The sequence below is a fragment of the Mesorhizobium sp. M4B.F.Ca.ET.058.02.1.1 genome (assembly GCF_003952505.1).
Taxonomy (GTDB): Bacteria; Pseudomonadota; Alphaproteobacteria; order Rhizobiales; family Rhizobiaceae; genus Mesorhizobium.
Map to the genome: position 1 here is coordinate 5,595,252 of NZ_CP034450.1, position 26,990 is coordinate 5,622,241.

Below are 26,990 nucleotides of genomic sequence, written 5' to 3' on the forward strand. Positions count from 1 at the left end.
CATGACAGACCTGCTTTCGGGCATCCGCGTCCTCGACCTGACCAATGTTCTGGCCGGCCCTTACTGCGCCTACCAGCTGGCGCTGCTCGGCGCCGACGTGATCAAGGTCGAGGCGCCGAATGGCGGGGATCTGGCGCGCCAGCTCGGCGCTTCGGCAAAACTCAACCAGGCTGGCATGGGCGCCTCGTTCCTGGCGCAGAACGCCGGCAAACGATCGGTCGTGCTCGATCTCAAGAAGGAGGCCGATCGCGACCGCTTCCTCGACCTGGTCGCCTCGTCCGATGCGCTGGTGGAGAACTTCCGGCCGGGCGTGATGGATCGGCTCGGTCTCGGCCATGCCAGCCTGAAGGCGGTCCGTCCCGGCCTCGTCTACTGCGCCATATCGGGGTTCGGCCAGAGCGGGCCGATGCGCGACAATCCGGCCTACGACCAAATCATCCAGGGGCTGTCGGGCATCATGAGCATCACCGGCACCCCGGAGACGGCGCCGCTGCGTGTCGGCTATCCGGTCGCCGACACGCTGGGCGGGCTGGTCGGCGCCTTCGCCATCGCCGCCGCGCTGGTCAAGCAGAAGACGACCGGCGAGGGGGCGTTCCTCGACGTGTCGATGCTCGAATGCACACTCTCTGCACTTGGCTGGCCGGTGTCCAACTATCTGACTGCCGGCGTCGAGCCGCGGCCGATGGGCAATGAGAACATGACGGCAGCACCGTCCGGCGCGTTCCGCACCGGCGAGGGGCTGCTCAACATCGCCGCCAACAAGCAGGAGCAGTTCGTCACGCTCTGCCAATTGATCGGCCGGCCGGAGCTGGCGTCCGATCCGCGCTTTGCCGAACGCGAGACGCGCAAGCAGAACCGCGCGGCGCTGAAGGTGCTGATCGAGGATGCGTTGGCGGATGCCTCGGCGGCCGCCTGGGAGGAAAAGCTCAACCGCGCCGGCGTGCCGGCCGGACGGGTGCTGACCATCCCGCAAGTGCTCGGCGAGCGCCAAGTGACAGAGCGCGGCATGACGACCCGCTTCGAAGGCATGCCCGGCATGGATCAGGCACTGACCGTGGTGCGCGGCGGCTTCATGGTCGACGGCGCAGCGCCATTGCCGGCCGGGCCGCCGCCGGCGCTGGGCGAACATATGGATGATGTCTTTGCGACGCTGCCGGCGCGCGGCAAGACAAGAGCGCAGGCATGAGCCAGGAGAAAAAGGCCGGCCGCCTGCGCGGCGAGGACTGGTGGCGGACCGGCATCATCGAGATGAGCCCAGGCGTGATCCGGCTGCGCGGCTACGAGATCCAGGACCTTATCGGCCGCGTCAGTTTTCCGGCCATGATCTGGCTGATGCTGCGCGGCGAATTGCCCAGCGAGGACCAGGCGGCGCTGCTTGGCATCGCGCTGGGTGCGGCCGTCGACCACGGGCCGCAGGCGCCGTCGATCGCCATCGCCCGCATGGCGGCGACCTGCGGCGTCGGTATCAACAATGCGATGGCTTCGGCCATTAACGTGCTGGGCGACGTGCATGGCGGCGCCGGCGAGCAGGCGCTTTCCTTCTACGGCGACATCGCCGCGGCGATGGACCAGGGCACGACGCTGGCCGATGCGGTGGCGGCGCGGCTCGATCGTTTCTTCGCCGAAGACAGGGGCTATGTGCCGGGTCTCGGCCATCGCTTCCATCCGGTTGATCCGCGCGCGCCGCGGCTCATCGAACTGACCCGCGATTTCGCGGCGCGCGGCGTGGTCGGTGGCCGCTTCGCCGACATCGCAGAGGCCATCGAGGCCGAGGTGGCGCGGCGCAAGGGCAAGCGCATCCCGCTCAACATCGACGGCGCGACGGCGGTGATCTATGGCGAACTCGGCTTCCCGCCGCCGCTGACGCGCGGCCTGTTCGTGCTGTCGCGCTCGGTCGGCATCCTGGCGCATGCCTGGGAGCAGTCGCAGGAAACCGAGCGCAACAAGGGACCGCTGCCGCGGGAATGGCTGTGGGCCTATACGGGTACTCCGGTACGACCGTTTCCCGGGCGCGAGGATGAGAGCCGCTGATCTCAAATCGCGTCGGGAGGCTCGGTCTGGGGGACAGTCAAATCCCTCAGCAACGTCGACAGATCCGGCTCGTCGATAAGCAGCGCCGCATCGGCCGGGGCAAGCCATGCCCGCTGCCGCGTGCCCGCTTCCATCCAGCGGGGCAGCTCCTCCGTCACGTTCAGCAGGTAGACGATGACGTCGACGCGGACGAAGCGGCTTGCCAGGCGTTTCCAGTAGGAATAGGTGCCGGCCGGCTGTTTCAGGATGTCGCCGAGGACGCCGGCTTCTTCCCGCGCCTCGATCATGGCCGCCTTGCGCCCGCTCTTGCCCTTCATCGGCCAGCCCTTGGGCACGATGAAGCGTCTGGTCGTGCGCGACGTCACCAGCATCACCTCGATGCCACCATCAGGGCCCAGCCGAAAGGGTATCGCCGCCACCTGGCGAATCCGTTCGCCCCTCTTTGCCTTGCGCACGGCTGTCTTCTTGGTCGCTGCCATTCCCAGAAACCCAGTCGGATCGCTCCTTCCCGAGCAAGGAGGGCGCCATCCCGCAAAACCCCAAACCGCCGCCGATGCAACAGTGCATTTTTCCGGCAGGTAAGTCGGCTAAATAAATCGAAAATGCCGGCTTGTCAGCGGCACGACGTCAAAATCGCATTGCCCAGCACCTGGCAGCTCGGCTTGACCACCGGTACCTGCAGTCGAGGCTGCGGCACGATCTGGCGATCCTGCTCGCGATTCAGCTGCTGCTGTTGCTGGAATTGCTGCCGCAGCATCCTGTTCTGCAGCTGCAGCAGTTCGTTCTGCTGGACCAGAACATTGCGATTTGTTGGGATAATCACCTGCGCCAAGGCATGCGGAGCCACGGCCACCACCATCGCCGTCGCCAGCATTGCCGATATGAGAACCGTCGTTGGACGAAGCTGCCGCATCGATCCGCTCCCGCGTTAAACCTACCACCCATATAGGGCATTTGACCGGCGGTGCCATGGTCGATGGGCAGCCACGCCAAATTGATTGGTTCATCGGCCAGGAATGTGCCCTCCAACCTGGCATTGCACTTGACGGGGGCGGTTGTTTCGCCGCTCTGTCGGCCGGTGCCAGGCCGAGCCAGTGGCTGGAGCCGAGCCTTCCAAGAAGGATCCCCATGAGAAGCAGGTATCTCGCGGCGATGGTTGGCGCTGTCTGCATCCTCGGCGTGCCGGTTTGGGCAATCGCTGCGCAGACCAAGGGCGACAAGGTGGCGCCGGCCGCCGACGCGGCCAAGCCGCAACTGCCAGGCGGGGCCTCGGCGCTCTCGGAGACCCATGGCGACTGGGTGGTCAATTGCCAGGTCAACGGCGCGGCCAAGGCCTGCAGCCTCTCGCACCAGCAGTTCAGCAAGCAGACCAACCAGCGTCTGCTGGCGATCGAATTGTCGACCAAGACCGGCGAGGATGCCGCTGGCACCCTGGCGCTGCCGTTCGGCCTGGCGCTGGCCAAGGGCATCACGCTGGAGATCGACGACAAGAACTGGAAGGCATCTTGCAGTTCAACACCTGCCAGGCTGTCGTGTGCCGGTTGCCTTTGACGCCGACACCACGCCGCTGCTCCAGAACGGCACCAGCCTGAAGGTCAATGCGGTCGCCGCCGACACGGCGCAGCCGATCAGCTTCTCCATTTCGCTCAACGGCTTGGGCGGCGCGCTGGCAAGGACGGCGGAGCTGTCGGCGGACTGAACTCGATTGCTGTTCCGACAGACCGGGACGATCGACGAAGCCGATCGCCCTTGGGGATCGAGACGGATCGGGGAAGCCGATCGCCCTTGTCACTCCACCTCGCGCAGACGGTAGCCAACACCGGTCTCGGTGGTGATGTAGCGCGGCTGGTCGGGAGTCTTCTCGATCTTCTGCCGGAGCTGGCGAACGTAGACCCTCAGATACTGCACGTCGGTGGAATCGCCCCAGACCTGTTTCAGCAGGAAATGGTGGGTGAGCACCTTGCCGGCGTGCTGCACCAGGATGCGCAAAATGTCGTATTCCTTGGGCGAGAGCTTCACCTCCTTGCCCGCGACCGTGACGATGCGCTTGACCAGGTCGACAGTCAGCTCGCCGGTGTGGAACACCGGCTTTTCGCCCTGCCGCTGGAATTTGTGGCGCAGCGCCACGCGGATGCGCGCGACAAGCTCGTTCATGCCGAACGGCTTGGTGACGTAGTCGTCGGCCCCGAGCTCCAATGCCGAGACGATGCCGGCTTCGTCGGTGCGGCTGGAAAGGATGACGACGGGAATGTCGAGGCCGTCGCCCCGCCATTTGCCGAGCAATTCATGACCGGTCATGCCGGGCAGGCCGAGATCAAGCAGGATCAGGTCCGGCTTCTCCGTCCCCACCAGCTCGATTGCTACCTTCGCGTTGGGCGCTTCGGAGACCGCATAGCCCTGGCTGCCAAGGCCGACGCGCAGCAATTTGCGGATCGGCGGTTCATCGTCCACGACCAATATGGTGACGTTCTGATTGGTCATGCCGCATCACCGTTGGTCTGATCGTCCGCCCTGGCTCGGTGCATGCCGGGCAATTCAGGCGGCACCGGCATGCGGATGGTGAAGATCGCGCCGCTTCGGTCGGTGCGGTTTGCCGCGGTGATCGTGCCGCCCATCGCCTCGATGAAGCCGCGGCTGATCGACAGGCCGAGCCCCGTGCCGGCGCGCACCTGGTCGCGCTTGCGCACCCGGTAGAAGGTGTCGAAGATCCGCTCCAGATCATCGGGCGGGATGCCCGGCCCCTCATCCATGATCTGCAGGATGATGGAGCCGCTGTCGACCCAGCCCTGCAGCCGGATCGTCGAGCCGGGTGGGGCGTATTTCGCGGCATTGTCGAGGAGGTTGAACAGCGCCTGTTCGAACAGCACCGGGTCAAGCCTGAGCATCGGCAGGTCGGCGGGGATGTCGATCTCGGTCTTGTGCTCCTCGACGATCCTGCGCGCCCTGAGCAGGGCCGAGCCGACAATGTCGCCAACATAGTGGAGGGCGCAGTTCGGCTCCATCGCGCCGGATTCGATCTTGGTCATGTCGAGCAGGTTGGCGATGAAGCGGTTCAACCGCTCCGACTCGTCGAGCACGGTCGACAAGAGCTCGGCGCGGTCGGTTTCGGGCAGTGCAGCCGAGAATTCCCTCAGCGTGCCGGCCGCACCCATGATGGCGGCGAGCGGGGTCTTGAGGTCGTGCGAGATCGAAGTGAGCAGCGCCGAGCGCAAGCGGTCGGCCTCTGCTGCGAGCTTGGCGCGGTCGACGTCGGCGACGAGCTGGATGCGCTCGATGGCGACCGCCGCCTGGTCGGCGAGCGCGTCGAGCAGGCGCTTCTGCTCGGGCGTCAGCAGCGGCCCCTGCCTGTCGTCGTCGAGGCCGACGACGCCGATCGGCGTGCGGCCGGTCCTGAGCGGAAGATAGAGGCGTTTCGCGCCGGGCAGCGTGTCGGCGCCGCGGCCGGCGGCGCGGTTATGCTCCCAGGCCCAGCGGGCAGCGGCGATGTCGGCCTCGGCCAGCGTGTCGTCGGGAGGATAGCCTGCCTTGACGGTGATGGTGCCGTTCTCCGGCAGGAGCAGCACGACGCGCAGCTTCAGCATCAGGGCGATCTGGAAGGCGGTGGCCCACAGCACGTCGTCCAGCGTGCCGGCGCCGGCGAGCTTCCTCGAGAACTGATAGAGGTCTTCAGTGGCGCGCGCCCGCGAGCGGGCGGCGATCGCCTGGCGCTGCACGCGCGCCGTCAGATTGCTGGCGATGACGGCGACGACGAGAAAAATGGCGAGCGCGACAATGCTCTCCGGATCCCGGATCGTCAGCGTGTAGCGCGGTTCGAGGAAAAAGAAGTTGAACGCCAGGGCGCTGACCATGCAGGCGTACAAGGCCGGCCAGAAGCCGCCGGTCACCGCCGATGCCAGCACTGCCACGAGAAATACGATAGCGAGGTTGCGGACGTCGAGAAACTGGTCGAGGACCGCGCTGAAGGCGAGAGAGCCCGCGACATAGGCCGTGGCAAGCAGATAGGCCCAGATTTCGAAGGGCCTCTGCTCGGCTGCCGTCCCGACAGTCTTCGCCTCGGTGCCCTGTTCGGTCCCCGAGATGACATGGACGCTGATGTCGCCGGCATCGCGGATGAGATCATAGGTGAGCGAGCCTTCGATCAATTCCCGCCAGCGCGACCGGGTCGGTCTGCCGATAACGATATGGGTGAAGTTGTTCGCCTTGGCATGGCGGACGATGTCCTGCGCCACATACTGGCCAGGAATGGTGGTCACCTCGGCGCCGAGCTGTTCGGCCAGCCGCAGATTCGCCGCCAGCCGATCCTTGTCTTTCTCGGGCATGGCGGCCGAGCGCGGCGTGTCAACATGCAGCGCTGTCCATGGCGCGCGCAGCCGTTCGGCCAGTCGGCGCGCATAGCGGATGCGGGCAGCCCCGCCCGGACGGGCGTCGACGCAGACAAGCACCCTTTCCCCCGCCGCCCATGGCCCCGGTATGGCGTGCGACTGCATGTGGTTCAGCAATTGCTCGTCGACGCGCTGGGCGGTGCGTCTCAGCGCCAGCTCCCTCAGCGCCGTCAGATTGCCGGGCGAGAAGTAGTTCTCGATGGCGCGCTGCGCAGTGTTGGGGAAATAGACCTTGCCTTCCTCAAGCCGCTTTATCAGGTCGTCTGGCGTGAGGTCGATGATCTCGATGTCGTCGGCCTGGTCGATTATGGAATCGGGAACCGTCTCGCGCACCCTCACACGGGTGATTTGCGCCACGACATCGTTCAGGCTTTCGACATGCTGGATGTTGAGCGTGGTGTAGACATCGATGCCGTGCGTCAGGATCTCGTGGACGTCGAGATAGCGCTTGGGATGACGACTGCCGGGAGCGTTGGTGTGGGCGAGTTCGTCGACGAGCACCAGCGCCGGGCGGCGGGAAAGGATGGCGTCGATGTCCATCTCGTCGAGGACGCGGCCCTTGTAGTCGACCTGGCGGCGCGGGATCACCTCATAGCCTTCGACCAGCGCCTGGGTTTCCTTGCGGCCATGCGTCTCGACGACGCCGATCACCGCGTCCATGCCGTCGGCCAGCCGGGCGCGGCCGGCCATCAGCATTTCGTAGGTCTTGCCGACGCCGGGCGCTGCACCGAGGAAAATCCGCAGGCGGCCGCGCCCTTCCCGCTCGGCATGCTCGAGCAGCGCGTCCGGCGAGGGCCTTTTTTCGGCGTTGCTTCTGTCGTCCGGCATCTGATCCTGCGTCTGGCACCAATCCTAAACATGGATGGCGCCGGGTAGGCTGTCGATCCCCGGCGCTACCATTACTGTTTCGTGGAGTCGTCCAGCGCAAGGTTGAGCGCCAGCACGTTTACCACCGGCTCACCCAGAACACCGAGTTCGCGAGCCTCGACATGGCTGTCGACAAGCGTCTTGACCTTGGCCTCGTCGAGACCCCTGGCCTTGGCCACGCGGGGAACCTGGAAATAGGCGGCCTCGGGGCTGATATGCGGGTCAAGCCCGCTGCCGGAGGTCGTGACCAGATCCATCGGCACCGGGTGACCCGGGTTTTCCGCCTTCAGCTTCTCGGCGTCGCCCTTGATGCGGTCGATCAGCTTGGGATTGGTTGGACCGAGGTTGGAGCCGCTCGGGGCGGCGGCGTTGTAACCGTCGCCGGCGGCCGAGGGGCGGCCGTGAAAGTAGCGGTCGCTGGCAAAGGCCTGGCCGATCAGCTCGGAGCCGATTACCTTGCCGTCCTTCTCGATCAGGCTGCCATTGGCCTGGCGCGGAAACAGCACCTGGGCGATCCCGGTCATGCCGATCGGGTAGACCAGGCCGGTGAGGATGGTGAAGAAGACTATCATGACGATCGCGGGTCTGATTTGCTTGAGCATGGAGATGGTCCTTATGCGAGGCCGAGCGCGGTGACGGCCATGTCGATCGCCTTGATGCCGACGAAGGGGACTATGACGCCGCCAAGGCCGTAGACGAGGAGATTGCGGCTGAGCAGCGCGCCGGCGCCGATGGCGCGGTATTTGACGCCTTTCAGGGACAGCGGGATCAGAGCGATGATAATCAGCGCGTTGAAGATGATGGCCGACAGGATGGCGCTCTGCGGCGTCGCCAGATGCATGATGTTGAGCGCCTGCAGCGGGCCGGCGGTCTGGCCCGGCGCCACGTAGAAGACGGCGAACATCGCTGGAATAATGGCGAAGTACTTGGCGACGTCGTTGGCGATGGAGAAGGTGGTCAGCGAGCCGCGCGTCATCAACAGCGCCTTGCCGATCTCGACGATCTCGATGAGCTTGGTCGGGTCGGAATCCAGGTCCACCATGTTGCCCGCTTCACGCGCGGCCACCGTGCCGGTGTTCATGGCGACGCCGACATCGGCCTGGGCGAGCGCCGGCGCATCGTTGGTGCCGTCGCCGCACATGGCGACCAACTTACCCTTGGCCTGCTCGTCGCGGATCAGCTTCAGCTTGTCCTCGGGCGTCGCCTGGGCGAGGAAGTCGTCGACGCCTGCCTCCGCGGCGATCGCCGCCGCCGTCATCGGGTTGTCGCCGGTGATCATCACGGTGCGAATGCCCATCTTGCGCAGTTCGGCAAAACGCTCGCGGATGCCGCCCTTGACGATGTCCTTCAGGTGGACGATGCCGAGCAGGCGGCCGTCGCGCTCGACCGCCAGCGGCGTGCCGCCGGACTTGGCGACCTCGTCGGCGATCGCTTGCAGATCCCGGATCGTTTCGGTGCTCGGCCGCGTCGCATGGCTGGCTGATGTCAACTGGTTGGCATGGGCGAGCACGGAATCGACGGCGCCCTTGCGCACCGACGAGCCGTCGATGTCGACGCCGCTCATCCGGGTCTGCGCTGTGAACGGCACGAAGGTCGCGTGCAGCGTTGCCATGTCGCGGGCGCGGATGGCGTATTTCTCCTTGGCCAGCACGACGATCGAGCGGCCCTCCGGCGTCTCGTCGGCCAAAGAGGCGAGCTGCGCGGCGTCCGCCAGTTCCTGCTCGCTGACGCCCTTGACCGGACGGAACTCCGTCGCCTGGCGGTTGCCGAGCGTGATGGTGCCGGTCTTGTCGAGCAGCAGCGTGTCGACGTCGCCAGCCGCCTCGACGGCGCGGCCGGACATGGCAAGCACATTGAAGCGCACCAGGCGGTCCATGCCGGCGATGCCGATGGCCGAGAGCAACGCGCCGATGGTCGTCGGAATCAGCGTGACGAAGAGCGCGACCAGCACCGTCACCGAGATGTAGCCGCCCGAATAGGAGGCGAAGCTCGGGATGGTGGCGGTGGCCAGCACGAAGATCAGCGTCATGCCGACGAGCAGGATGTTGAGCGCGATCTCGTTCGGCGTCTTCTGACGTTCCGCGCCCTCGACCAGCGAGATCATGCGGTCGAGGAAGGTGTGGCCGGAAGCGGCGGTGATGCGCACGCGGATCCAGTCGGACAACACCTGCGTGCCGCCGGTGACGGCCGAGCGGTCGCCGCCGGATTCGCGGATGACCGGGGCGGATTCGCCGGTGATCGCCGCCTCGTTGACGGAGGCGACGCCCTCGACCACCTCGCCGTCGGAGGGGATGATGTCGCCGGCCTCGACCAGCACGACGTCGCCGACCTTGAGGCTGGTGCCGGGCACCAGCTTGAACCTGGCGCGGTCCTCTCCGGCGAGAAGCTTGGCTTGCGTCTCGGTGCGCGCCTTGCGCAGCGAGTCGGCCTGCGCCTTGCCGCGGCCTTCGGCGACGGCTTCGGCGAAGTTGGCGAACAGCACGGTGAACCACAGCCAGATGATGATCTGCAGCGTGAAGCCGCGATCGCCGCCGCCGGCGAGGAGATCCCTTACGAACAGCACGGTGGTGAGCAGCGAGACGACGGCGACGACGAACATCACCGGGTTCCTGACCAGCGTGCGCGGGTCGAGTTTCCTGAAGGCGCCGCCGATGGCGGGCCACAGGATGCGGGCATCGATGATGCTCGCGGATTTGGACTGGCTCATCTGGAGGCTCCAGTATCGATGGTGTTGGACGGCACCGAGTGGTCGGGTGCCGAGAAGAAGTGCGGCGGCCCGTAGACCAGCAGCCAGATCACGATCATGACCACTGCCAGGCCGAGGAAGGTGGATATGGTCGGGAAGGGAGGGGGAGTTGCCTCCCCCTCATTCTCAGCTCGAGGCTGAGCCTTGCGACGCATGATGTGGAACCAGGACATGGTTGCCTCGGAAGGGACGGCTTCAGAATGTTTGCCCGTGGATCATCGCCAGGTGCTCGACGATCGGTCCGATCGCCAGCGCCGGGAAGAAGGTGAGGCCGGCGACGATCAGGATGACGCCGACCAGCAGGCCGACGAACAGCGGACCGTCGGTGGGGAAAGTGCCGGCGGAAGCGGGAACCGTCTTCTTCGCCACCAGCGAGCCGGCGATGGCCAGCGCCGGGATGATGACCAGGAAGCGGCCCATCAGCATGCCGATGCCGAGCGTGATGTTGTACCAAGGCGTGTTGCCGGTGAGGCCGCCAAAGGCCGAGCCGTTGTTGGCGGCGGCGGACGTGTAGGCGTAGAGGACCTCGGAGAAGCCGTGCGGACCGCCATTGCCCATCGAGGCGACGGCTCTCGGCAGCACGACCGCTATGGCCGTGAAGATCAGCATCGCCAGCGGCAGGCAGAGAATGGCCAGCATCGCCATCTTGACCTCCTTGGCCTCGATCTTCTTGCCGAGATATTCGGGCGTGCGGCCGACCATCAGGCCGGCGACGAAGACGGCGACGACGATGAACATCAGGATACCGTAGAAGCCGGCGCCGACGCCGCCGACGATGACCTCGCCGAGTTGCATGTTGAGGATGGGGACCAGGCCGCCGATGGCGGTGAAGGAGTCATGCATGGCGTTCACCGCGCCGCAGGAGGCGGCCGTGGTGATGACAGCAAACAGCGCCGATGCGGGGATGCCGAAGCGCGTCTCCTTGCCTTCCATATTGCCGCCGTCAATGCCGAGCGCATGGACCAGCGGATTGCCCGATGCTTCCGCCCAGTAGCAGACGGCGACTCCGGCGACGAACAGCCCGCCCATGGCGGCGAGGATCGCCCAGCCCTGGCGCTGGTTGCCGACCATGCGGCCGAAGACGTTGGTCAGCGCCGCGCCCAACGCGAAGATCGTCACCATCTGGATCAGGTTGGAGATCGCGTTCGGGTTCTCGAAAGGATGCGCGGCATTGGCGTTGAAGAAGCCGCCGCCATTGGTGCCGAGCATCTTGATGGCGACCTGCGAGGCGACGGGTCCGAGGGCGAGCGTCTGCCTGGCGCCCTCGAGCGTGGTGGCGTCGACATAGGGGCCAAGCGTCTGCGGCATGCCCAGCCAGACATAGACGAGGGTGAGTGGGACGCAGAGCGGCAGCAGGATGTAGAGGGTGCAGCGGGTCACATCGACCCAGAAATTGCCGATCGACTTCGACGAGGCGCGGGCGAAGCCGCGGATCAGCGCCACCGCGATGGCAATACCGACGGCCGCCGAGACGAAGTTCTGCACGGTAAGGCCGGCCATCTGCACCAGGTAGGACATGGTGCTTTCGCCGCCATAGTTCTGCCAGTTGGTGTTGGTGACGAAGCTGGCGGCGGTGTTGAAGGCGAGGTTCTGCTCGACGGCCGTCATGCCCGCGGGGTTGTAGGGCAGCACGCCCTGCAGCCGCTGAAGGGCATAAAGCAGCAGGAAGCTCGCCAGGCTGAAGACCATGATGCCGGCCGCATAGATGGTCCAGTGCTGCTCCTCGCGGTCGCTGGTTCCCGAAATGCGATAGAGCCCGCGTTCGACCGGGCCGAGGATCGGCGACAGCAAGGTGCGCTCGCCGTTGAAGACCCGGTACAGGTAGCCGCCGAGCGGCTTCACCAGCAAAACGACGATCCCGCAATAGACGAGGATCTGTATCCATCCGTTGAGAGTCATGAGAATAGCTTTCCGTGCCTTGCGCCAGATGCGGTCAGAAGCGTTCCGGGCGAACGAGGGCGTATGTCAGGTAGACGAGCAGGAACAAGGTCACGCCACCACCGAGGAAATAATCGAGAAGCATTTTTCGGACCTTCCGCTCAGAGAATGTCGCAGGCTTTGATGTAGGCGAAGGATAGGGCGAAGAACAAAACCCCTATCCCGATAACGATGACGTCCATCGCGCGTGGTCCTTATTTCCGGTTGGCTTCGGCCTGGCAGGGTCAGAGCGGCACAAGACACCGCCGCGACTGCAATGCTGCAGCCGTTACGGGGTGCTTGCCTCCGGGAATATGGATCGGAAGGCCATAAAGGTTCGAGACGGGGCGGACAGGAAAGAAATAGGAATCCCATAAAGATTTCGGCTCGCCTGACCGGCGCCGCCGCCTCTCACTGTCCCGTGGGGCACTTGCAGGCTGGCCTCACCGGATTATCAATAGTCTCGAGGCACATTCTGCGTGGCGCCAGGTTTGGCGACGCGCGGTCGATATTCCGAGGAAGGACAAAAAATGCTCGACATCGCACCATCGCAGCAGGCGGCCACCTGGCTCGGTTCCTTCGCCCGCGCGCTCGAAGCCGGCGACATCGAGGCAGTGGCCAATCTTTTCGTCGAGGACTGCTACTGGCGCGACCTGCTCACCTTCACATGGAACATCAAGACGATGGAGGGCCGGGCGGCGATCCGCGGCATGCTGGAGGCGACGCTCGCGACGGCACAGCCGTCGCGATGGAGCCTTACCGGCGAAGCGAGCGTCGACGATGGCCTCATCGAGGCCTGGTTCAGCTTCGAGACAGTCGTTGCCAGGGGCGAGGGGATCCTGCGCCTCAAGGACGGTCGCTGTCGGAGCCTGTTCACGGCAATGAGCGAGCTCAAGGGGTTCGAGGAGCAAAAGGGTCCGGCGCGGCCGCTCGGCATCCGCCACAAGGCCGATCCCGATCGCGAGACCTGGGCGGAGGCGCGGGCGCGCGAGGCACGCGACCTTGGTGTAAGGGAGCAGCCCTACTGCCTGGTGATCGGCGGCGGCCAGGGCGGCATCATGCTCGGCGCCAGGCTGAGGCAGCTTGGCGTTCCGGCGCTCATCATCGAGAAGAATGCGCGCGCCGGTGATTCCTGGCGCAACCGCTATCGCTCGCTCGTGCTGCACGATCCGGTCTGGTACGACCATCTGCCCTACATTCCGTTCCCGGAGAACTGGCCGGTGTTCACGCCCAAGGACAAGATGGGCGACTGGCTGGAAATGTATGCACGGGTGATGGAGCTGAACTATTGGGTCGCCACCAAATGCGTCAGCGCCGCCTATGACGAAGCCGAAAAGGCCTGGACCGTCATCGTTGACCGAGTCGGCCAGCGCATCACCCTGAAGCCGAAGCACATCGTTTTCGCGACCGGTGCCTACGGACCGCCGCGGCAGATCAGTCTGCCCGGCGCCGAGGCCTTCAAGGGCGAGATCCTGCATTCCAGCCAGTATTCCAGCGGCGAGAAGTTCCGCGGCAAGCGCGTCGCGGTCATCGGCGCGGCAAGCTCGGGGCATGACGTCAGCGTCGACCTCTGGGAGGCGGGCGCCATGGTCACCATGGTCCAGCGCTCGCCGACGACGGTGGTGAAGTCCGACACGCTGATGGAAGTCGGCTTCGAGATATTCTCGGAAAAGGCGCTAGCCCGCGGCATCACCACGGACAAGGCCGACATGATCGTCGCCTCGACGCCTTTTGCGCTGGTGCCGAAGGGGCAGCGCGCGCTCTACGACATTATCCGCGAGCGAGATGCTGATTTCTACAAGCGCCTCAGCGACAGCGGCTTTGCCCTCGATTTCGGCGAGGATGAGACCGGGCTGCTGATGAAGGCCTACCGCACCGGCTCGGGCTTCTACATCGACGTCGGCGCCTGCGAGCTGATCATCAACGGACAGATCGCGGTGCGGAGCGGTGTCGGCATCAAGTCGCTGACACCGAGCGGCATCCTTTTCGACGACAGCAGCGAACTCGCGGTCGATGCGATCATCTCCTGCACCGGCTATCGGTCGATGAACGAGACGGTGGCTGCGATCGTCTCGCGCGAGGTCGCCGACAGGGTCGGTCCATGCTGGGGCCTGGGCTCGGGCGTGAGAGGCGATCCCGGTCCCTGGCAGGGCGAGTTGCGCAACATGTGGAAGCCGACGGCGCAGGAGGCGCTGTGGTTCCATGGCGGCAACCTCGCGCTGTCGCGCTTCTATTCGAAGTTCGTGGCGCTGCAGCTCAAGGCGCGCATGGAAGGGATCGCGACACCGGTCTATGGCGAGCCGAGCAACGCGGGGCGCTGAAGCTACCGATCTCCCCCCTTGTGGGGGAGATGGCGGCAGGCCAGAGGGGGTCGGTTCGACTGGGCTCGACCTCCTGCGACAGATGAAGGCTGGCGCTTCACGCGCGGCGACCCCCTCTGTCGCCTTCGGCGACATCTCCCCTCAAGGGGGGAGATCACCCATGCCCGAAATGCCTGGCCGCAACCTCGACATGCGTGTGACCCGCATGCGCCTCGAAGCGCTCGGTCTCGTTGTGGTCGGCGGCCTCGTTTGGCCACCATTTGCCGCCGAGGACGATGCCCTCTGAAACGAGCCGCTGATCGGCGACCAGCGAGGCGCCGACCGCGTCGACAAAGGTGAAGCGGCCCGGTTGCTGCCTGAGCACCGCGACGTCGCCGATGCCGCCGACCTTCAGCGCGCCAAGATCGGGCCGCGCGATCGCCTCGGCCGGGCGCTGCGTCGCCGCGCGCAGCACCTCGACCAGCGGCATGCCGAGCGCCAAAAGCTTCGACATGCAGACGAGGATGTCGAAGGCTGGGCCGTCGACGCAGTAGAGATGCACGTCGCTCGAGATGACGTCGGGCGCGAGCCCCTCGGCCAGCATTGCCTTCGCGACCTCGAAGTCGAAAGAGCCCATGCCGTGGCCGATGTCGAAGATGACGCCGCGCTCTCGCGCCAGCCGCATGTCGGGGCGCACCGCGCCCGAGGCGAAGACCGGCGCGTTGGGGAAGGGGCGGAAGCAGTGAGTGAGGATGTCGCCGCGGCGCAGCCGCGGCAGCACTTCCGAGCGTCCGGGCGGCGGCTCGTCTATATGCGCCATCAGCGGCAGGCCGGCCTGGTCGGCGGCCTCCAGCGCCAGGTCGACCGGGGCGATGCCGCTGGTGCCGCCGGCGTGACGGCCGGAGCGGACCTTGACGCCGACGACGACATCGGCGTGCTCGCGAACGGCAGCCACCGTTTCGCGCGGCTCGCAGAGCCTCAGATCGCTGCATTCGCCGACAGAGACCGTTTGCGAGAAACCGAAAATGCCGGCGAAGGAGATGTTGACGTAGGCGAGGATGCGGACCTTCGAACGCTCGATGACGTGGCGGCGAAAGCCGAGGAAATTGCCCGCGCCGGCGCTGCCGGCGTCGATGAAGGTAGTGGTGCCGCTCTTCGCCGCGAGCCGGTCGGCGTCGACACCGAGCGAGGTGCCGCCCCAGTAGACGTGGCTGTGCAGGTCGATGAGGCCGGGCGTGACGAGGCAATCCCTCGCGTCGATCACTTGTTTCGCGTGTTCGGCGTCGATCGCCGCTTCGATCGCGGCGACATGGCCGTTGGCGAAGGCGAGGTCACGTGGCGCATCGAGCCCGGAAGCCGGATCGATAAGGCGGCCGCCCTTTATCAGGAGATCGAATTGCATCGGGCAGCCTCCGGTTGTTCTGGTCTCTCTGTCAGAGCGGCCGATAGGCGACGGCCTCGACCTCGATCTTGATGTCGATCATCAGCCGCGACTCGACCGTCGTGCGGGCCGGCGGATGCTTCGGGAAATGCCTGGCATAGACGGTGTTGAAGGTGCCGAAGTCGCGCGCGTCCTCCAGCCAGACCGTCGTCTTGACCACATCGTCCATGGTGCAGCCGGCAAGCGCCAGGGCCGCATTGATGTTCTGAAGCACCTGCTCGGTCTGCTCGACGATGCCACCCTGGACGACCATACCGTCGCTTCCGACCGGCACCTGGCCAGAGACATAGACGAAGTCGCCCGCACGGACCGCGGGGGATAGCGGCACATGCGATGTTCCGAAACACTGCTTGGGCAAGAAATAGCCTCCTGTTCAGACATGGCAGGACTGTTCGGAGTCTGCCGTTGCCGACCCTCTATCCCTATTGGCGCGATCCTCCTAGTGCCGCTGGCTGGAGAGCAATATTTTTCGAGATGGATGTTGCTTTGCTAGAAGTGGATCAGCATGTTGCGCCGCCATGCCGGTCGCGATCCGGGAGAAAGAAAATGACCTTCGACAAGAACCCGTTTCCGGCCGGCGACGCCGATCGTCATGCGCTGTGGGACATGCTGGTGCGGCGCGACATCGACGCCTTTCTCTCGCAGGACTGGTCGATGGTCGAGGACGATTTCGTCGCCGAAAGCTTCTTCGGCATGCATGCGCATTTCCTCAACGACGCGGATGCCTGGCGGCTGCAGTTTCCGACGCTCGCCGCCTATCGCGACGAATGGCTGCGCCAGGCCAAGGAAACCGCAGCGACGAAATTCGCCGAGCCGCTGCGCGAGGCGCTTTTTCGGGTCACCAACATGCGCGACATCGATGTCGACGGCGACCGGGCGGTGCTGCACAAGAAGTTCAACGGTTCCATCGCGAAGGCGGACGGCAGCGTCGACAGGCTGAAGTGGCAAACGCTCTATTTCTGCTCGAAGGTCGGTGGCCGCTGGAAGATAGCGGGCTTCGTCGGCTACATGCCCCACCCGCTGGGGAGCTAGGCTCGCGTCGGAAGCCCTCGACCTACTGCCCTTTGATGCTCTCGGCGATCTCGTGCAGCACCTTGCGGTCGGTCCCGTGCCGCTTGATGAGCGTGCGGGCCTGTTCCGGCGTGATGCCTGCTTCCTCGGCGAAATGCCTGACCTCGTAGTCCTCGTCGCCGGCCACTTGCGAACGGTCGCGGTTGTCGGTCTTCGTCTTGTCGTCGGCCATGACTGCGTTCCTCGTTCAACACGAGATAACGAAAAGGGTCCGGTGGGGTTCCCCGGAACCTCGATTGGGCGCGACCTTCCTGGGCGCCGAGAGTTTCGAGAGTTTTAGGTACGAGTTCCTAGTGGGTCCGATGATCGAAAACCACCGCCATGGTCTTACCAATTGCCGCCATGACAATCAGCTCTACCAGATGGTCGTCGCTGTCGTCGCAAGCCGGGCCGATGCGGCGGATGGCGTCGATCGCCGCCTTGGTCGATATGGTGTCGCCGGCACGGAATCTTGAAAGCGTAGATGAAACAAGTTCTTCGGCCGTCGAGTCGATAGCCGGCACTTTTGGCACGACGCTCATAGGCCTCCTCCTGCCATGAACCTTCACCCAAAAGGATGATACGCCGAATGCTGGTTTCTGCTAGCGAAATGGTGGTCCGACCAGTCACTGGAGACAGCCTGCCGCTATTTCAACCGACCTGTCCTCGATGATCCTCAGATAGGAACGTCATGGACAGGTCGATCCCGATCGCGTGCTTGGGCGGCGCGTCGTTCTCGTCGGGGTTGGGAACCGGGTCCTCGTCCGGAAGCCGCTGCGGCTCCGGCTCTCGCATGGGCTTCGGTTCGGGTAGCGGCGGTGGGGTTGGCATGGGTGTGGGGTCGGGATTGGGAAGAATTGCCGTCATGTGATGTCCCTGCGCTCGGCCTCTCAGGCGCTATCATTCAGGCTCGACGTTAATGGGCGATACAGGCGGAACGGTCGCGCTCGCGTATGGTTCCGATCCGGCCCTACGCGCCGGCCGCGGCATGGGCCGAGCCATGCTCGAAAATGATTCACGACGCAGCCCGTTCGGGGCTTGCCGACCTCCAGCGGCGCCATAATTCCACAAGGGGGTGGGTCATCTGCTGAAACAGGAGGCGGCCGTGAAACACCAGACCGTAGACCAACTCAATGCCGTTGCCGACGTCCATGCCGAGGCGACGTATCTCTTCGCAACCCGCGGCCAGCGCCTCGAACGCTGGGCGCAACTTCTGGAGCAGGATCCCGACCGGCGCCTCGGGGCGCTCGCCGGCACCGAATACACGGCTCCCGACCTGCGCGACAGGATGCGCGCTTCGGGATCGCCGATCACGGTCGCCTTCGAGGATCCGGTCTTTCGCGCTCAGGGCCTGGCCGATGACAGCTACGGCGAAGCCAGGCGCTTCTTCGAGCTGAGCGACTGGCAGTTGCATGAGATCGTCTGCCATTGCCATGTCGGCGCGACGCTGCCGGCCAGATGGGCGGCCTCTCGCGTACGCGCGGCGAACTCGCCGGGATCCGGCTTCTTCGCCTGGCTGCGCGGCGTGTTCATGCACTGACGTAGCAGGCGAGCAGCGCGTCGATGCCGGCTCTGGTTAGACCTCGACCGGAGCCACTCGATCGAGTTAGCGAGATCGCGGCCAATATGGTTCCGCAGTTGATTGCGGTCGTCGGTCGGGTCGGCGCCTTCCCCCGGGGCGCTTGTCATGTTGTGGTTTGGATGATCAGCGTCAGCGTGCCATCATAATCGATGTTGGCAGCGACGACCTGCGAGGAGCTGAGCCCGTTGGCCTGCAAGACCGACAGTGCCTGCGGCGAGGCGTCGACTGAACGTTGCAGTTTCAAGAGATCCTCGGCGCTGGTCTCGGTGATCACGGCCTCCGCCTGCGCCTTGATTTCCGCCGGCAGGTCCTCGACCGCCACCAGGGCGATATTGGTGAAATCCTGTGCGGAGAGATCCTGATCGGGCGCCGTCTGGTCCGGCAGCGGCTCTTGCGCAGGGGGCAGGTTCTGGGGCCGCTGCGGCTCCGCGATCTGCGCCGAGACCGGTAGCGCCAGGGCGAGCGCCGAGAGCGTGACGATCATCGTCAACATCCGCATTGTCTTTCCTTCCATTCTCTCGGGGTGGGTTCCTTGCGTCACAACACTTCGACCGACCGATGGTTCCCGATGATGAAGGCTTCAGCGCGGAGCCGCCACCCGACAGCGTCATCTGGTTGAAGATGGAACGTTTCGGACAGGCGTTCATTCTTCCTGATCACCGCATTGGCGAGGGCGCTGCAACGCGAGGAGAGAATCATGAAAATCAGGGATTGCATGACGCAGGCCGTTCGGGTCGCCAGTCCGGACCAGACCTTGCGCGACGCGGCTCGGGCCATGGCCGATCTTGACGCCGGTGTTTTGCCCGTCGGCGAGAATGACCGGCTGGTCGGAATGATCACCGATCGCGACATTGCCGTTCGCGGCGTGGCGGAAGGCAAGGGGCCCGATACGAAGATCAGGGAAGTGATGAGCGCGGAGGTGAAATACTGCTTCGACGACCAGGAAGTGGACGATATCCTGCGCAACATGGGCGACCTCAAGCTGCGGCGGATGCCGGTCATCAGTCGCGAGCACCGGCTGGTCGGCATCATTTCGCTCGGCGATCTCGCCACCGCCGGCAATACTGAATGGGCTGGCGAGGCGCTTGGCGGCATTTCGCAGCCGGGCGGCGAGCATTCGCAGACCGCGCACTGACGGACCACGCCGGCGGCTCGAAATCGACCCGTCAGCGCCAGCCGAGGGCCGGCGCGACGAATTTGAGGATCGCCTCGATCACATGCGTATTGTAGGCGACGCCAAGCTGGTTGGGCACGGTGAGAAGCAGCGTGTCGGCCTCGGCGATCGCTTCGTCCGCCCTCAGCTGTTCTATGAGCACATCCGGCTCGGCCGCATAGGTGCGGCCGAAGACGGCACGCTTCTCGGGTTCGATATAGCCGAAATGATCCTCGTCCTCGCTGCCGCCGAAATAGGCGCGGTCCATGTCGTTGACCAGCGCGAAGATGCTGCGGCTCACCGAGACGCGCGGCTCGCGGCTGTGGCCGGCCTCCGCCCACGCCTTGCGGAAGGCGCGGATTTGCTCGGCCTGCTGGATATGGAGCGGCTGGCCGCTTTCGTCGAATTTGAGCGTCGAGCTCTGCAGGTTCATGCCCAACTTTGCCGCCCATTCCGCCGTGGCGTTGGTGGCCGCGCCCCACCAGATCCTGTCGCGCAGGCCCTCTGACAAAGGCTCCAGGCGCAGCAGGCCCGGCGGATTGGGGAACATCGGCCGCGGATTGGGTTGGGCAAAGCCATGGCCGCGCAGCACCTCGAGGAAGACCTCGGCGTGGCGCCTGGCCATGTCGGCATCGCTCTTGCCCTCCTCGGGCACGTAACCGAAATAGCGCCAGCCATCGATCACCTGCTCCGGCGAGCCGCGGCTGATGCCAAGCTGCAGCCGGCCGCCGGCGATGAGGTCGGCGGCGCCGGCGTCCTCGACCATGTAGAGCGGGTTCTCGTAGCGCATATCGATGACGGCGGTGCCGAGCTCGATGCGGCGCGTCCTGGCGCCGGCGGCGGCCAGCAGCGGAAAGGGCGAGGCGAGCTGGCGGGCGAAATGGTGGACGCGGAAATAGGCGCCGTCGGCGCCCAGCTCCTCGGCGGCGACGGCAAGGTCGATCGACTGGAGCAGCGCGTCGGCCGCCGAGCGCGTCCCCGACTGCGGCGACGGCGACCAATGTCCGAACGACAGAAAGCCAATTTTCTTCATGGGATTACCGGATGCGGGGTGGGCGGATTATGCGGGGTATGATGGCACATAGGCCTTCTGGCGGAGAGAGCGTCTTTCGATCATAGGCCTATAACATTGAAAATATTCATCTTTTTGCTGCGCAATTAGTTACACGGCCGGGCGACAGAGGTCACGGCTTCTATAAGCTCGCTGCTCCGAGTCCGTCCACCCGTTTTGAGCGGTATCCGAGGGTCGCGCGCGCAAGGAATGTCAGCATCGCCATTTCCTGCAAGCAGACATTGCGGGCACGAAGTTGGAGGTCGAGGTTGCGCGTATCCATTCCTATTTGCGTACGATCATATCATCCGGTTGATCCAGAAGCGGGCGCCCCTTCGCTGGATTTCCAGCCTAGGCCAGGTCATCTGTCCTGAACGGTCATGACGAGGCGACGCGGGACACCGCGCCACCTCGTCATTGCGACTCTCGCTGACGGTTCGAACTAGTCAACCCACTTGGCCGGTCCACGGAACTCGATCCCATAGCGGCTCGCGAGTTCCGCCACTTCGGTCATCTGATCAGGAATGGCCAGTTCGCGTGCGGCCGCCTCGACGAAGAACTCCTCCAGCCCGCCGGGCGTCAAAATCGTAAGGTTGCGGCCTGGCTCGGCACTCGCAACGCGGAACGTGTGTGGTACGCCGCAGGGTAGGAAGATCGACGCGCCCGCGGGCACCATCATGAACTGACCGTCGAGCCAGAATTCGTAGGTGCCCTCGATCACGTGGATCACTTCGTCCTCATTGTGGTGCACATGCACGGGCGGGCCGCCGCGCGAGGGCACGGTGGATTCGAAGACGCTGACTATGCCGCCGCTTTGGTATCTGCCGACATTGATCCTGTAGACCGTGTCCATCCATTTGACGGTGCGCGCTGCGCGCACCGAGCCTGGGGCGATGTCCATCGCGTTTCCCTTTCCATGTTCGGTCAACTAGGGTCGGTGCTGCAGCAACGTTTGCATTGTTAGAACAATGATCCGACTGGCGGAAATCGAATGATCGTATTCGGGATATTGGCGCCGTGAATTTGGCCGCGTTCGATCTCAATCTGTTGCGCGTTTTCGACGCCATGATGCTGGAGCGAAGTACGGTACGCGCCGGGGAACGGGTCGGCCTGTCGCAGCCGGCGGTCAGCTCGGCGCTCGGGCGCCTGCGCTCCATCCTCGGCGACGAGCTTTTCGTGCGCGACGGCAACCGCATGATGCCAACACCGCGCGCACTCCAGCTGAAGGAGCCGGTGCGCCAGGCATTGGTGCAAATCGAATTGGCTCTAACGGCAAACGCAACGTTCGATCCTCGGACGTCGACCCGGTCCTTCATGCTGATCGGATCGGACTATTTCTCGGCTTTGCTCATGCCGAAGCTGGCGGCAAAGGTGGCGCCCGTTGCGCCGTCGATCACCCTCCAGATGATAGATCACCCTTCGACAGACGTTTTCGGCCTGCTGAGCGACGACAGGGCCGACATCGCGTTGGACCGGGCACTGGAGACGCCGGAGTGGATCGTCAGCCACAAGCTGTTCCGTTCCTGGCTTGTTTGCATCGCCCGCCGTGGGCATCCGTTGCTGGGGCCAAAGGGCATCAAGCCTGGAGAGACCATTCCTGCCGACGTTTTCTGCGCCATCCCGCAGGTGTTGCGTTCGGCCGACGGGGCCAAGACTGGAACCATAGATCCTGCGCTCGAAAGGCTCGGCCTGTCACGCAAGGTCGCCATGACCGTTCCGCATTTCCAGGCCGTGGCGCTCGCCGTAGCAACGAGCGAGCTGCTCGGCAGCATCCCGGCTCACTTTGCGCGTCTGGTGGCCGAACGTCTCGATTTGGATATTTTCATACCACCGATGGAACCGCCGGCTATGGACGTCACAATGTACTGGCACCGCCGATTTGATCGCGACGCCGGGAACGCTTGGCTTCGTGAGCAACTGGTGGCTGTTGCTTCGTTTGATCCGTAGGCTTTTGTGCATTGGCATCTCAACGTCCGCCATCGTTGTTCCCTCAACCACAAGCGGACCTACTGCTCTCAGCCCAAACAGGACGCTGACCACCTCGACGTTAAGCGACGCGATGGCGGACCAAGCGGTCCTGACAGTTCGTTACACAGATCAACACTTTGACCTTGAAGTGCTTCTATGGCGAAGGTTCAAAGCAATCCGCTTTGCGCAGCATCTCGATCGTCGCGTGGCATTGCCCTCATAGTCAAAAGACGAGCCTATACCCTGACTAGAGCAAGGCGGCGATCCAAAGCAATGCGCTCTTCAGTCGGGAAGGCCAGCCTTGCGATAGCCTTCGACGAAGCGCTGGAGCACTTCCTCGTCGTCGAATGGCTGCGATGTTGCCCAATGCCTGATGCTGAAATGGGGATTGCTCATCATGAAGAATTCCGCTTCCTGACGGGCTTCATCCAGGCGCCCGACCTGCGTGAGGGCTGCCGCCAGCATGCGCCGCGACGTGGTGCGGTAGGTTTCCGGTTTGCGTAAAGCCTCGACCGCGGATTGATAGTCGCCGAGCGCATAATAGGCTTGGCCTGCCATCCAATAGTACCACCCCGGTGGGTGCGGATTGAGCCGCAAAGCCCGCTTCACGAATTCGACGCCCTTGACCGCGTCGCCCCTCAAGGTGATGAGATCCGAGCGCATCGCCCATGCATCGGCATGATTGGGATCGAGCCTGAAGGTCGCCTCGAATTCGGCATCCGATTCCGCGTATCGCCGTTCGTGACCAAGTATGATGCCCAGCCCCAGCGGTTCCCGGCATCGTTAGGGTCGAGCGCCACAGCCCGCTGCGCTTCAGCCAGCGCGCGAGGCTGGTTGGTTTCCTTCGGCTCGTTCCAGAACAGCCAGCCAAGCCAAAGATTGAGGGCCAGCAAGCTATGTGCCTCGGCATAGTCGGGATCGAGTCCGATCGCCCTTTCCAGGAGCATGCGCGCTTCCCGCGCGCCTAACCCGGTCTGAAAACTGACGCCGCGGGCTCGCACGCAGAGGTCATAAGCTTCGAGACTTGACGGCCGTTTGCGCGCCGGCTGTCCGGCCAATCGGCCGACAAGGGCTTCGACGATCTTGGCCGTGACCTCGTCCTGCACTGCAAAGATATCCTCGAGGCTGCTGTCGTAGCGCTCGGCCCAGATATGATCGCCGCCGATCGCGTCGATCAACTGCGCATTGATGCGCACGCGCGCTGCAGCGCGCCGGGCGCTGCCTTCAACCACATAGCGCACCCCAAGATCACGTGCGGCCAAACGCACATCGACCGACCGCCCCTTGTAAGCAAAGGTCGAGTTGCGCGCGATGACGAAGAGGCCGGCTGAGCGAGACAGGTCGGTGATCAGGTCTTCGGTCAAGCCGTCGACAAAGGTTTCCTGCTCCGGATCGTTGCTCATGTTGGTGAAAGGCAAAACCGCGATTGAGGGCTTGTCGGGCAATTCCAGCGATGCCAGTCGCCCGACCGGAGCCGCTCTCGGAAGCTGCAGGTTCACGCGATAGCAGTATATCGGCTCGGCTATGTTCTTCACCCGCTGCTCGCCCATGGGCTCGAATGCAAACGCCAGCTTCTGCCTGACCTCCTTGGACACCTTCTCCGAAACGCAGATGCCACCGGGCTCGGCGAGTTGTTGGAGGCGCGACGCCACATTCACGCCCTCGCCATAGCGATCGTCCCCTTCGACGATCACTTCCCCAAGGTTGATCCCGATCCGGACTTCGAAGCGCTGGTCTTCGGCGACACTCGCGTTACGTTCCGCCATGCCGCGCTGAAGCGTGACCGCGCATTCGACCGCATCTACCACGCTGCCGAACTCCGCCAGCAGGCCGTCTCCCATCAGCTTGAAGATTCGCCCGTGTCGCGTCTCGATTTCCGGCTCGAACAGCTCTTTGCGGCCACGTTTCAGCCGATCGAATGTGCCCGCTTCATCCGCCTCCATGAGCGCCGAGTACCCTACGACATCGATGGCAAGGATGGCAGCGAGCTTCCGCTCCATGTTGGGCCCCAGTCAAGATTCGCGACACGCAAGCCGCAGGCCCGAGGCAGTTAGGGACCGGCGCTTCCAGCGTGCCCTCACCGGCCTATCATACCACAGATCACGCTTCTTGAGGCTATGCTCGCGCGACGCCTTGGCGACCCTACCGCAGCGCCACCGACGAGCGAGTCCCACCTTCCCTACCGCTTGTTCGCGGCAGTTGCCTCGCAATCGGACCGTGACGGCTTCGGGTCCAATCCAGGGCCTCAGTTCCATCGGTTTAAGTGTCCGCTACTCGCTTCGCGTACGCCAGAAGCGGTCGGTCCGCCCTGAGCGACGCCATGGATGACGCGGGATCGCTTGTACGGCGCCCTACGGCGAGTTGTGCCGGGCCGACGCCACCCACGGTGCGGTCTTTGCGATCTCGGTGCGTTCCCAACTCGTGATCGATGCGCCAGCCTGGCAGCGCTATTCCGGCAGCCCCGCCTTTCGCAAACCTTCTGCAAGCAGAGCCATATGGGCTGGGACGGCTGAAACGAAGTCGGCGAGATTGGAAATTCGTTGGCCCGGATCGAGGGCGAGAATTCGGCTCACGACCTTTTGCGCATCCTCGGTTCGGCCGGCGTGAGCATAGCTTGCAGCGGCAAAGCGCAACGACGGCAAAAAGTCCGGCTTTTCCCGCAACGACCTTTCAGCCCAAGATGATGCCTCCTCAAATCGACCAGCGAAGAGATGAGCCACTGCAACCGCATTCTGCATGTCGAACATGAGCGGGTCGACTGGGCTCATGCGTATCGCAGTCGCCAGGTGCCGAAGTGAGGTTTCCGTATCGCCGAGGTCGGCTCTGATCCAGCCGCTGAATAGCCACGCGGTAGCCAGGTTCGGATTGAGCGCAAGCGCGCGATCAATGAACGCTGCCCCGCTATTGTTGTCGCCCACGACGTAGGCGAGCGCGGTCCCGCCGCGGGAAAGAGCGATCGCGTCATCCCTGCCCAAATCCACGGCCTTCAGAGCCAGGCGCTCGGTTTCGGCGGTTTCTTGCTTGCGATCCGTCATCCAACCGTTCGCCTTGCGAATGACGGCACACCAGGCGGCCATGCCGTATGCCGAGGCAAATTCAGGGTCGAGTTCGATGGCCTTGTAAAACAACTGGAGGGCGTTTGCGGTGGATTTCCTGGTCAACTGGTGGAGGCTTGCTATCCCGCGCAGATAGTAGTCGTAAGCGTCAAGGTGCTCGGTCGGCTTGCGCTTGGCCCGCTCGATCTCTGCCTGTTCCAGCTTCGGAGCGATCGCTCCGACGACGCTCCTGGTCACTTCCTCCTGCAGCTCAAAAACGTCCTCCAGCTCGCCGTCGAAATGGTCGGCCCATAGATGTGCTCCCGTTGTCGCGTCGATAAGCTGCCCGGTGATGCGAACCCTGCTCGCCGCCTTGCGCACGCTCCCTTCAAGCACGTAGCGCACACCAAGCTCGCGTCCGACCTGCTTAATGTCCACTGCCCGTCCCTTGTAGGTAAAGCTCGAGTTGCGCGCGATGACGAACAGCCAGCGCGTCCGGGACAGCGCGGTGATGATCTCCTCCACCATGCCGTCTGCGAAGTAGCCCTGCTCGGGGTCGCCACTCATGTTGTCGAATGGCAAGACCGCGATGGACGGTTTTTCGGGAAGCATCAGCCTCTCCCTTGTCGAGAATACCGGAGTTGGTTTTGCTCGACTGACCTGATAGGCGCGCACCGCCTCCACGATGTTGTGGACCTGATGGCTACCGAGGTCGGTGTAGGCATAGTCTAGTTTACCCTTTACCTGCTCGTAGACGTTGCTCGCGACGCAGACGCCGCCAGCCTCTGCAAGCTTCTCGATCCGCGCGGCGATGTTCACACCATCACCGTAGATTGTGTCGTCCTCTGCAATCACGTCGCCCAAATTCACGCCCATGCGGAAAGTCATGCGCTTGTCTTCGGGCAAACTTGCATTGTGAGCGGCCAATCCCTCCTGGGCTTCGACCGCGCACTGTACCGCGTCGACCGCGCTGGCAAATTCGACAAGCAGACTGTCGCCGGCGGAACCAACGATGCGTCCATGGGCCTGCGCGATCCTAGGCTCGATCACCTCGGCGCGAAGGTGCTTCAACTGCGTGAGTGTGCCAACCTCGTCGGCTCCCATGAGGCGGCTGTAGCCGACGACGTCGGCAGCAAGGATTGCGGTGAGGCGTCGCTCCATACTTGTGTCCTGCCTCTTCCGTAGGTCGAAGCTTCGGGCGGCGAGCGTATTCTAGTCCTACCTCGAATGCGAGCGTCCAGTGCCGGCGCCGACAGCGATCAACTCACCACGTTTCTTGGGCCATTCCTCACACGGCGTCGTTTATGGTCCGATCGCGGGTGCTGCCGACGGGCTACTTTGGGTCAGGTCACGACTATGTCCCCGTTCAACCGAACGTCCGCTTTTGAACAACCGCAGCCTGAACCTGCCAGTCCGCCCTCGGCCCCAAAACAGGGCGCTGACCTCCTCGAGGTTGAGCGACGCCAT

General features: G+C 64.2%; 27 protein-coding genes and 1 pseudogene. 9 read left to right on the forward strand and 19 right to left on the reverse strand.

The features are described from left to right. Window position 1 precedes the first annotated feature (1 nt). Both EJ073_RS27240 and EJ073_RS27245 read left to right on the forward strand, forming a co-directional pair. Window positions 2-1,186, forward strand: coding sequence for a CoA transferase (locus EJ073_RS27240; protein ID WP_126058321.1), 1,185 nt, complete (start codon window positions 2-4; stop codon window positions 1,184-1,186). Next, window positions 1,183-2,031, forward strand: coding sequence for a citryl-CoA lyase (locus tag EJ073_RS27245; RefSeq protein ID WP_126058322.1), 849 nt, complete (start codon window positions 1,183-1,185; stop codon window positions 2,029-2,031). The genes EJ073_RS27240 and EJ073_RS27245 overlap by 4 nt, the downstream gene beginning before the upstream one ends. A gap of 2 nt (window positions 2,032-2,033) precedes the next feature. Here EJ073_RS27245 and EJ073_RS27250 read toward each other — a convergent pair whose 3' ends face one another. Together EJ073_RS27250 and EJ073_RS27255 are read right to left on the reverse strand one after the other, a co-directional pair. Then, window positions 2,034-2,510: an NUDIX hydrolase gene (locus EJ073_RS27250; RefSeq protein WP_126058323.1), complete on the reverse strand. Its 477-nt coding sequence runs from the start codon at window positions 2,508-2,510 to the stop codon at window positions 2,034-2,036. Between the two features lie 134 nt (window positions 2,511-2,644). After that, window positions 2,645-2,944, reverse strand: coding sequence for a hypothetical protein (locus EJ073_RS27255; RefSeq protein ID WP_126058324.1), 300 nt, complete (start codon window positions 2,942-2,944; stop codon window positions 2,645-2,647). 215 nt (window positions 2,945-3,159) lie between these two features. Here EJ073_RS27255 and EJ073_RS27260 point away from each other — a divergent pair, with 215 nt between their 5' ends. Together EJ073_RS27260 and EJ073_RS32600 are read left to right on the forward strand one after the other, a co-directional pair. Then, window positions 3,160-3,582, forward strand: coding sequence for an invasion associated locus B family protein (locus EJ073_RS27260; protein WP_245455384.1), 423 nt, complete (start codon window positions 3,160-3,162; stop codon window positions 3,580-3,582). Next, window positions 3,566-3,730 (forward strand): hypothetical protein, encoded by a 165-nt coding sequence (locus EJ073_RS32600; RefSeq protein ID WP_245455386.1) that lies wholly within the window; start codon window positions 3,566-3,568, stop codon window positions 3,728-3,730. The genes EJ073_RS27260 and EJ073_RS32600 overlap by 17 nt, the downstream gene beginning before the upstream one ends. Before the next feature lie 89 nt (window positions 3,731-3,819). On the opposite strand, the gene EJ073_RS27265 is transcribed toward EJ073_RS32600, so the two are convergent. The 7 genes from EJ073_RS27265 to EJ073_RS27295 form a co-directional block, all read right to left on the reverse strand. Continuing rightward, a complete protein-coding gene (locus EJ073_RS27265) occupies window positions 3,820-4,512 on the reverse strand; it encodes a response regulator transcription factor (protein ID WP_126058325.1) in 693 nt (230 codons plus the stop codon). After that, window positions 4,509-7,241 (reverse strand): sensor histidine kinase KdpD, encoded by a 2,733-nt coding sequence (locus tag EJ073_RS27270; RefSeq protein WP_126058326.1) that lies wholly within the window; start codon window positions 7,239-7,241, stop codon window positions 4,509-4,511. Before EJ073_RS27270 ends, EJ073_RS27265 begins: the two co-directional genes overlap by 4 nt. Before the next feature lie 71 nt (window positions 7,242-7,312). Beyond that, window positions 7,313-7,882, reverse strand: coding sequence for a potassium-transporting ATPase subunit KdpC (kdpC, locus tag EJ073_RS27275; protein WP_126058327.1), 570 nt, complete (start codon window positions 7,880-7,882; stop codon window positions 7,313-7,315). Window positions 7,883-7,893: 11 nt separating this feature from the next. Further along, a complete protein-coding gene (gene kdpB, locus EJ073_RS27280) occupies window positions 7,894-9,987 on the reverse strand; it encodes a potassium-transporting ATPase subunit KdpB (RefSeq protein ID WP_126058328.1) in 2,094 nt (697 codons plus the stop codon). After that, window positions 9,984-10,199 carry a hypothetical protein gene (locus tag EJ073_RS27285; RefSeq protein ID WP_126058329.1) on the reverse strand — a complete coding sequence of 72 codons (216 nt, stop codon included), beginning with the start codon at window positions 10,197-10,199 and terminating at the stop codon, window positions 9,984-9,986. The genes kdpB and EJ073_RS27285 overlap by 4 nt, the downstream gene beginning before the upstream one ends. A 22-nt stretch (window positions 10,200-10,221) precedes the next feature. Then, entirely contained in the window at window positions 10,222-11,925 is a 1,704-nt protein-coding gene (gene kdpA, locus EJ073_RS27290) for a potassium-transporting ATPase subunit KdpA (RefSeq protein WP_126058330.1), read from the reverse strand. Between the two features lie 34 nt (window positions 11,926-11,959). Next, window positions 11,960-12,049 carry a K(+)-transporting ATPase subunit F gene (locus EJ073_RS27295; protein WP_126058331.1) on the reverse strand — a complete coding sequence of 30 codons (90 nt, stop codon included), beginning with the start codon at window positions 12,047-12,049 and terminating at the stop codon, window positions 11,960-11,962. A gap of 424 nt (window positions 12,050-12,473) precedes the next feature. Here EJ073_RS27295 and EJ073_RS27300 point away from each other — a divergent pair, with 424 nt between their 5' ends. Beyond that, window positions 12,474-14,264 (forward strand): NAD(P)/FAD-dependent oxidoreductase, encoded by a 1,791-nt coding sequence (locus EJ073_RS27300; RefSeq protein WP_126058332.1) that lies wholly within the window; start codon window positions 12,474-12,476, stop codon window positions 14,262-14,264. Between the two features lie 154 nt (window positions 14,265-14,418). Here EJ073_RS27300 and EJ073_RS27305 read toward each other — a convergent pair whose 3' ends face one another. Then, entirely contained in the window at window positions 14,419-15,645 is a 1,227-nt protein-coding gene (locus tag EJ073_RS27305; protein WP_126058333.1) for an amidohydrolase/deacetylase family metallohydrolase, read from the reverse strand. 31 nt (window positions 15,646-15,676) lie between these two features. Next, entirely contained in the window at window positions 15,677-16,042 is a 366-nt protein-coding gene (locus EJ073_RS27310) for a RidA family protein (RefSeq protein WP_126058334.1), read from the reverse strand. Between the two features lie 188 nt (window positions 16,043-16,230). Between EJ073_RS27310 and EJ073_RS27315 the strand changes: the two genes are divergently transcribed. Continuing rightward, on the forward strand, window positions 16,231-16,716 hold the full coding sequence (locus tag EJ073_RS27315; protein ID WP_126058335.1) for a hypothetical protein: 486 nt from the start codon (window positions 16,231-16,233) through the stop codon (window positions 16,714-16,716). Window positions 16,717-16,738: 22 nt separating this feature from the next. Here EJ073_RS27315 and EJ073_RS27320 read toward each other — a convergent pair whose 3' ends face one another. The 3 genes from EJ073_RS27320 to EJ073_RS27330 all read right to left on the reverse strand — a co-directional run bounded on the left by EJ073_RS27320 (window position 16,739) and on the right by EJ073_RS27330 (window position 17,601). Beyond that, window positions 16,739-16,927 (reverse strand): DUF3606 domain-containing protein, encoded by a 189-nt coding sequence (locus tag EJ073_RS27320; protein WP_126058336.1) that lies wholly within the window; start codon window positions 16,925-16,927, stop codon window positions 16,739-16,741. A 118-nt stretch (window positions 16,928-17,045) separates the two neighbouring features. Next, window positions 17,046-17,276: a hypothetical protein gene (locus tag EJ073_RS27325; protein ID WP_126058337.1), complete on the reverse strand. Its 231-nt coding sequence runs from the start codon at window positions 17,274-17,276 to the stop codon at window positions 17,046-17,048. Window positions 17,277-17,385: 109 nt separating this feature from the next. Then, window positions 17,386-17,601, reverse strand: a complete 216-nt coding sequence (locus EJ073_RS27330) for a hypothetical protein (protein WP_126058338.1) — start codon at window positions 17,599-17,601, stop codon at window positions 17,386-17,388. 238 nt (window positions 17,602-17,839) lie between these two features. Here EJ073_RS27330 and EJ073_RS27335 point away from each other — a divergent pair, with 238 nt between their 5' ends. Next, window positions 17,840-18,274: a hypothetical protein gene (locus EJ073_RS27335; protein WP_126058339.1), complete on the forward strand. Its 435-nt coding sequence runs from the start codon at window positions 17,840-17,842 to the stop codon at window positions 18,272-18,274. 145 nt (window positions 18,275-18,419) lie between these two features. Here the strand turns inward: EJ073_RS27335 and EJ073_RS27340 are convergent, their stop codons facing one another. After that, window positions 18,420-18,800 (reverse strand): hypothetical protein, encoded by a 381-nt coding sequence (locus EJ073_RS27340; RefSeq protein ID WP_245455388.1) that lies wholly within the window; start codon window positions 18,798-18,800, stop codon window positions 18,420-18,422. 213 nt (window positions 18,801-19,013) lie between these two features. On the opposite strand from EJ073_RS27340, the gene EJ073_RS27345 reads away from it, so the two are divergent. Then, window positions 19,014-19,451: a CBS domain-containing protein gene (locus tag EJ073_RS27345; protein ID WP_126058341.1), complete on the forward strand. Its 438-nt coding sequence runs from the start codon at window positions 19,014-19,016 to the stop codon at window positions 19,449-19,451. 31 nt (window positions 19,452-19,482) lie between these two features. Here EJ073_RS27345 and EJ073_RS27350 read toward each other — a convergent pair whose 3' ends face one another. Together EJ073_RS27350 and EJ073_RS27355 are read right to left on the reverse strand one after the other, a co-directional pair. Then, a complete protein-coding gene (locus EJ073_RS27350) occupies window positions 19,483-20,502 on the reverse strand; it encodes an LLM class flavin-dependent oxidoreductase (protein ID WP_126058342.1) in 1,020 nt (339 codons plus the stop codon). A 460-nt stretch (window positions 20,503-20,962) separates the two neighbouring features. Continuing rightward, the gene (locus tag EJ073_RS27355; protein ID WP_126058343.1) at window positions 20,963-21,421 is read right to left on the reverse strand and encodes a cupin domain-containing protein; all 459 of its coding nucleotides are present in this window, start codon (window positions 21,419-21,421) and stop codon (window positions 20,963-20,965) included. A gap of 116 nt (window positions 21,422-21,537) precedes the next feature. Between EJ073_RS27355 and EJ073_RS27360 the strand changes: the two genes are divergently transcribed. After that, the gene (locus EJ073_RS27360; protein WP_126058344.1) at window positions 21,538-22,467 is read left to right on the forward strand and encodes a LysR family transcriptional regulator; all 930 of its coding nucleotides are present in this window, start codon (window positions 21,538-21,540) and stop codon (window positions 22,465-22,467) included. 303 nt (window positions 22,468-22,770) lie between these two features. Here the strand turns inward: EJ073_RS27360 and EJ073_RS27365 are convergent. Further along, a pseudogene (locus tag EJ073_RS27365) lies at window positions 22,771-24,488 on the reverse strand (adenylate/guanylate cyclase domain-containing protein). Between the two features lie 447 nt (window positions 24,489-24,935). Next, a complete protein-coding gene (locus tag EJ073_RS27370; RefSeq protein WP_126058345.1) occupies window positions 24,936-26,684 on the reverse strand; it encodes an adenylate/guanylate cyclase domain-containing protein in 1,749 nt (582 codons plus the stop codon). Between the last annotated feature and the right edge of the window lie 306 nt (window positions 26,685-26,990).

Bases quoted from the DNA above. Each gene is read 5' to 3' on its own strand.
- EJ073_RS27320 (WP_126058336.1), bottom strand. From the start codon at position 16,927: ATGGCCGACGACAAGACGAAGACCGACAACCGCGACCGTTCGCAAGTG.
- kdpB (WP_126058328.1), bottom strand. From the start codon at position 9,987: ATGAGCCAGTCCAAATCCGCGAGCATCATCGATGCCCGCATCCTGTGG.
- EJ073_RS27300 (WP_126058332.1), top strand. From the start codon at position 12,474: ATGCTCGACATCGCACCATCGCAGCAGGCGGCCACCTGGCTCGGTTCC.
- kdpC (WP_126058327.1), bottom strand. From the start codon at position 7,882: ATGCTCAAGCAAATCAGACCCGCGATCGTCATGATAGTCTTCTTCACC.
- EJ073_RS27260 (WP_245455384.1), top strand. From the start codon at position 3,160: ATGAGAAGCAGGTATCTCGCGGCGATGGTTGGCGCTGTCTGCATCCTC.
- EJ073_RS27270 (WP_126058326.1), bottom strand. From the start codon at position 7,241: ATGCCGGACGACAGAAGCAACGCCGAAAAAAGGCCCTCGCCGGACGCG.
- EJ073_RS27370 (WP_126058345.1), bottom strand. From the start codon at position 26,684: ATGGAGCGACGCCTCACCGCAATCCTTGCTGCCGACGTCGTCGGCTAC.
- EJ073_RS27350 (WP_126058342.1), bottom strand. From the start codon at position 20,502: ATGAAGAAAATTGGCTTTCTGTCGTTCGGACATTGGTCGCCGTCGCCG.
- EJ073_RS27345 (WP_126058341.1), top strand. From the start codon at position 19,014: ATGAAAATCAGGGATTGCATGACGCAGGCCGTTCGGGTCGCCAGTCCG.
- EJ073_RS27330 (WP_126058338.1), bottom strand. From the start codon at position 17,601: ATGACGGCAATTCTTCCCAATCCCGACCCCACACCCATGCCAACCCCA.
- kdpA (WP_126058330.1), bottom strand. From the start codon at position 11,925: ATGACTCTCAACGGATGGATACAGATCCTCGTCTATTGCGGGATCGTC.
- EJ073_RS27250 (WP_126058323.1), bottom strand. From the start codon at position 2,510: ATGGCAGCGACCAAGAAGACAGCCGTGCGCAAGGCAAAGAGGGGCGAA.
- EJ073_RS27305 (WP_126058333.1), bottom strand. From the start codon at position 15,645: ATGCAATTCGATCTCCTGATAAAGGGCGGCCGCCTTATCGATCCGGCT.
- EJ073_RS27340 (WP_245455388.1), bottom strand. From the start codon at position 18,800: ATGATCGTCACGCTCTCGGCGCTCGCCCTGGCGCTACCGGTCTCGGCG.
- EJ073_RS27315 (WP_126058335.1), top strand. From the start codon at position 16,231: ATGACCTTCGACAAGAACCCGTTTCCGGCCGGCGACGCCGATCGTCAT.
- EJ073_RS27285 (WP_126058329.1), bottom strand. From the start codon at position 10,199: ATGTCCTGGTTCCACATCATGCGTCGCAAGGCTCAGCCTCGAGCTGAG.
- EJ073_RS27355 (WP_126058343.1), bottom strand. From the start codon at position 21,421: ATGGACATCGCCCCAGGCTCGGTGCGCGCAGCGCGCACCGTCAAATGG.
- EJ073_RS27295 (WP_126058331.1), bottom strand. From the start codon at position 12,049: ATGCTTCTCGATTATTTCCTCGGTGGTGGCGTGACCTTGTTCCTGCTC.
- EJ073_RS27255 (WP_126058324.1), bottom strand. From the start codon at position 2,944: ATGCGGCAGCTTCGTCCAACGACGGTTCTCATATCGGCAATGCTGGCG.
- EJ073_RS27240 (WP_126058321.1), top strand. From the start codon at position 2: ATGACAGACCTGCTTTCGGGCATCCGCGTCCTCGACCTGACCAATGTT.
- EJ073_RS27265 (WP_126058325.1), bottom strand. From the start codon at position 4,512: ATGACCAATCAGAACGTCACCATATTGGTCGTGGACGATGAACCGCCG.
- EJ073_RS27245 (WP_126058322.1), top strand. From the start codon at position 1,183: ATGAGCCAGGAGAAAAAGGCCGGCCGCCTGCGCGGCGAGGACTGGTGG.
- EJ073_RS27325 (WP_126058337.1), bottom strand. From the start codon at position 17,276: ATGAGCGTCGTGCCAAAAGTGCCGGCTATCGACTCGACGGCCGAAGAA.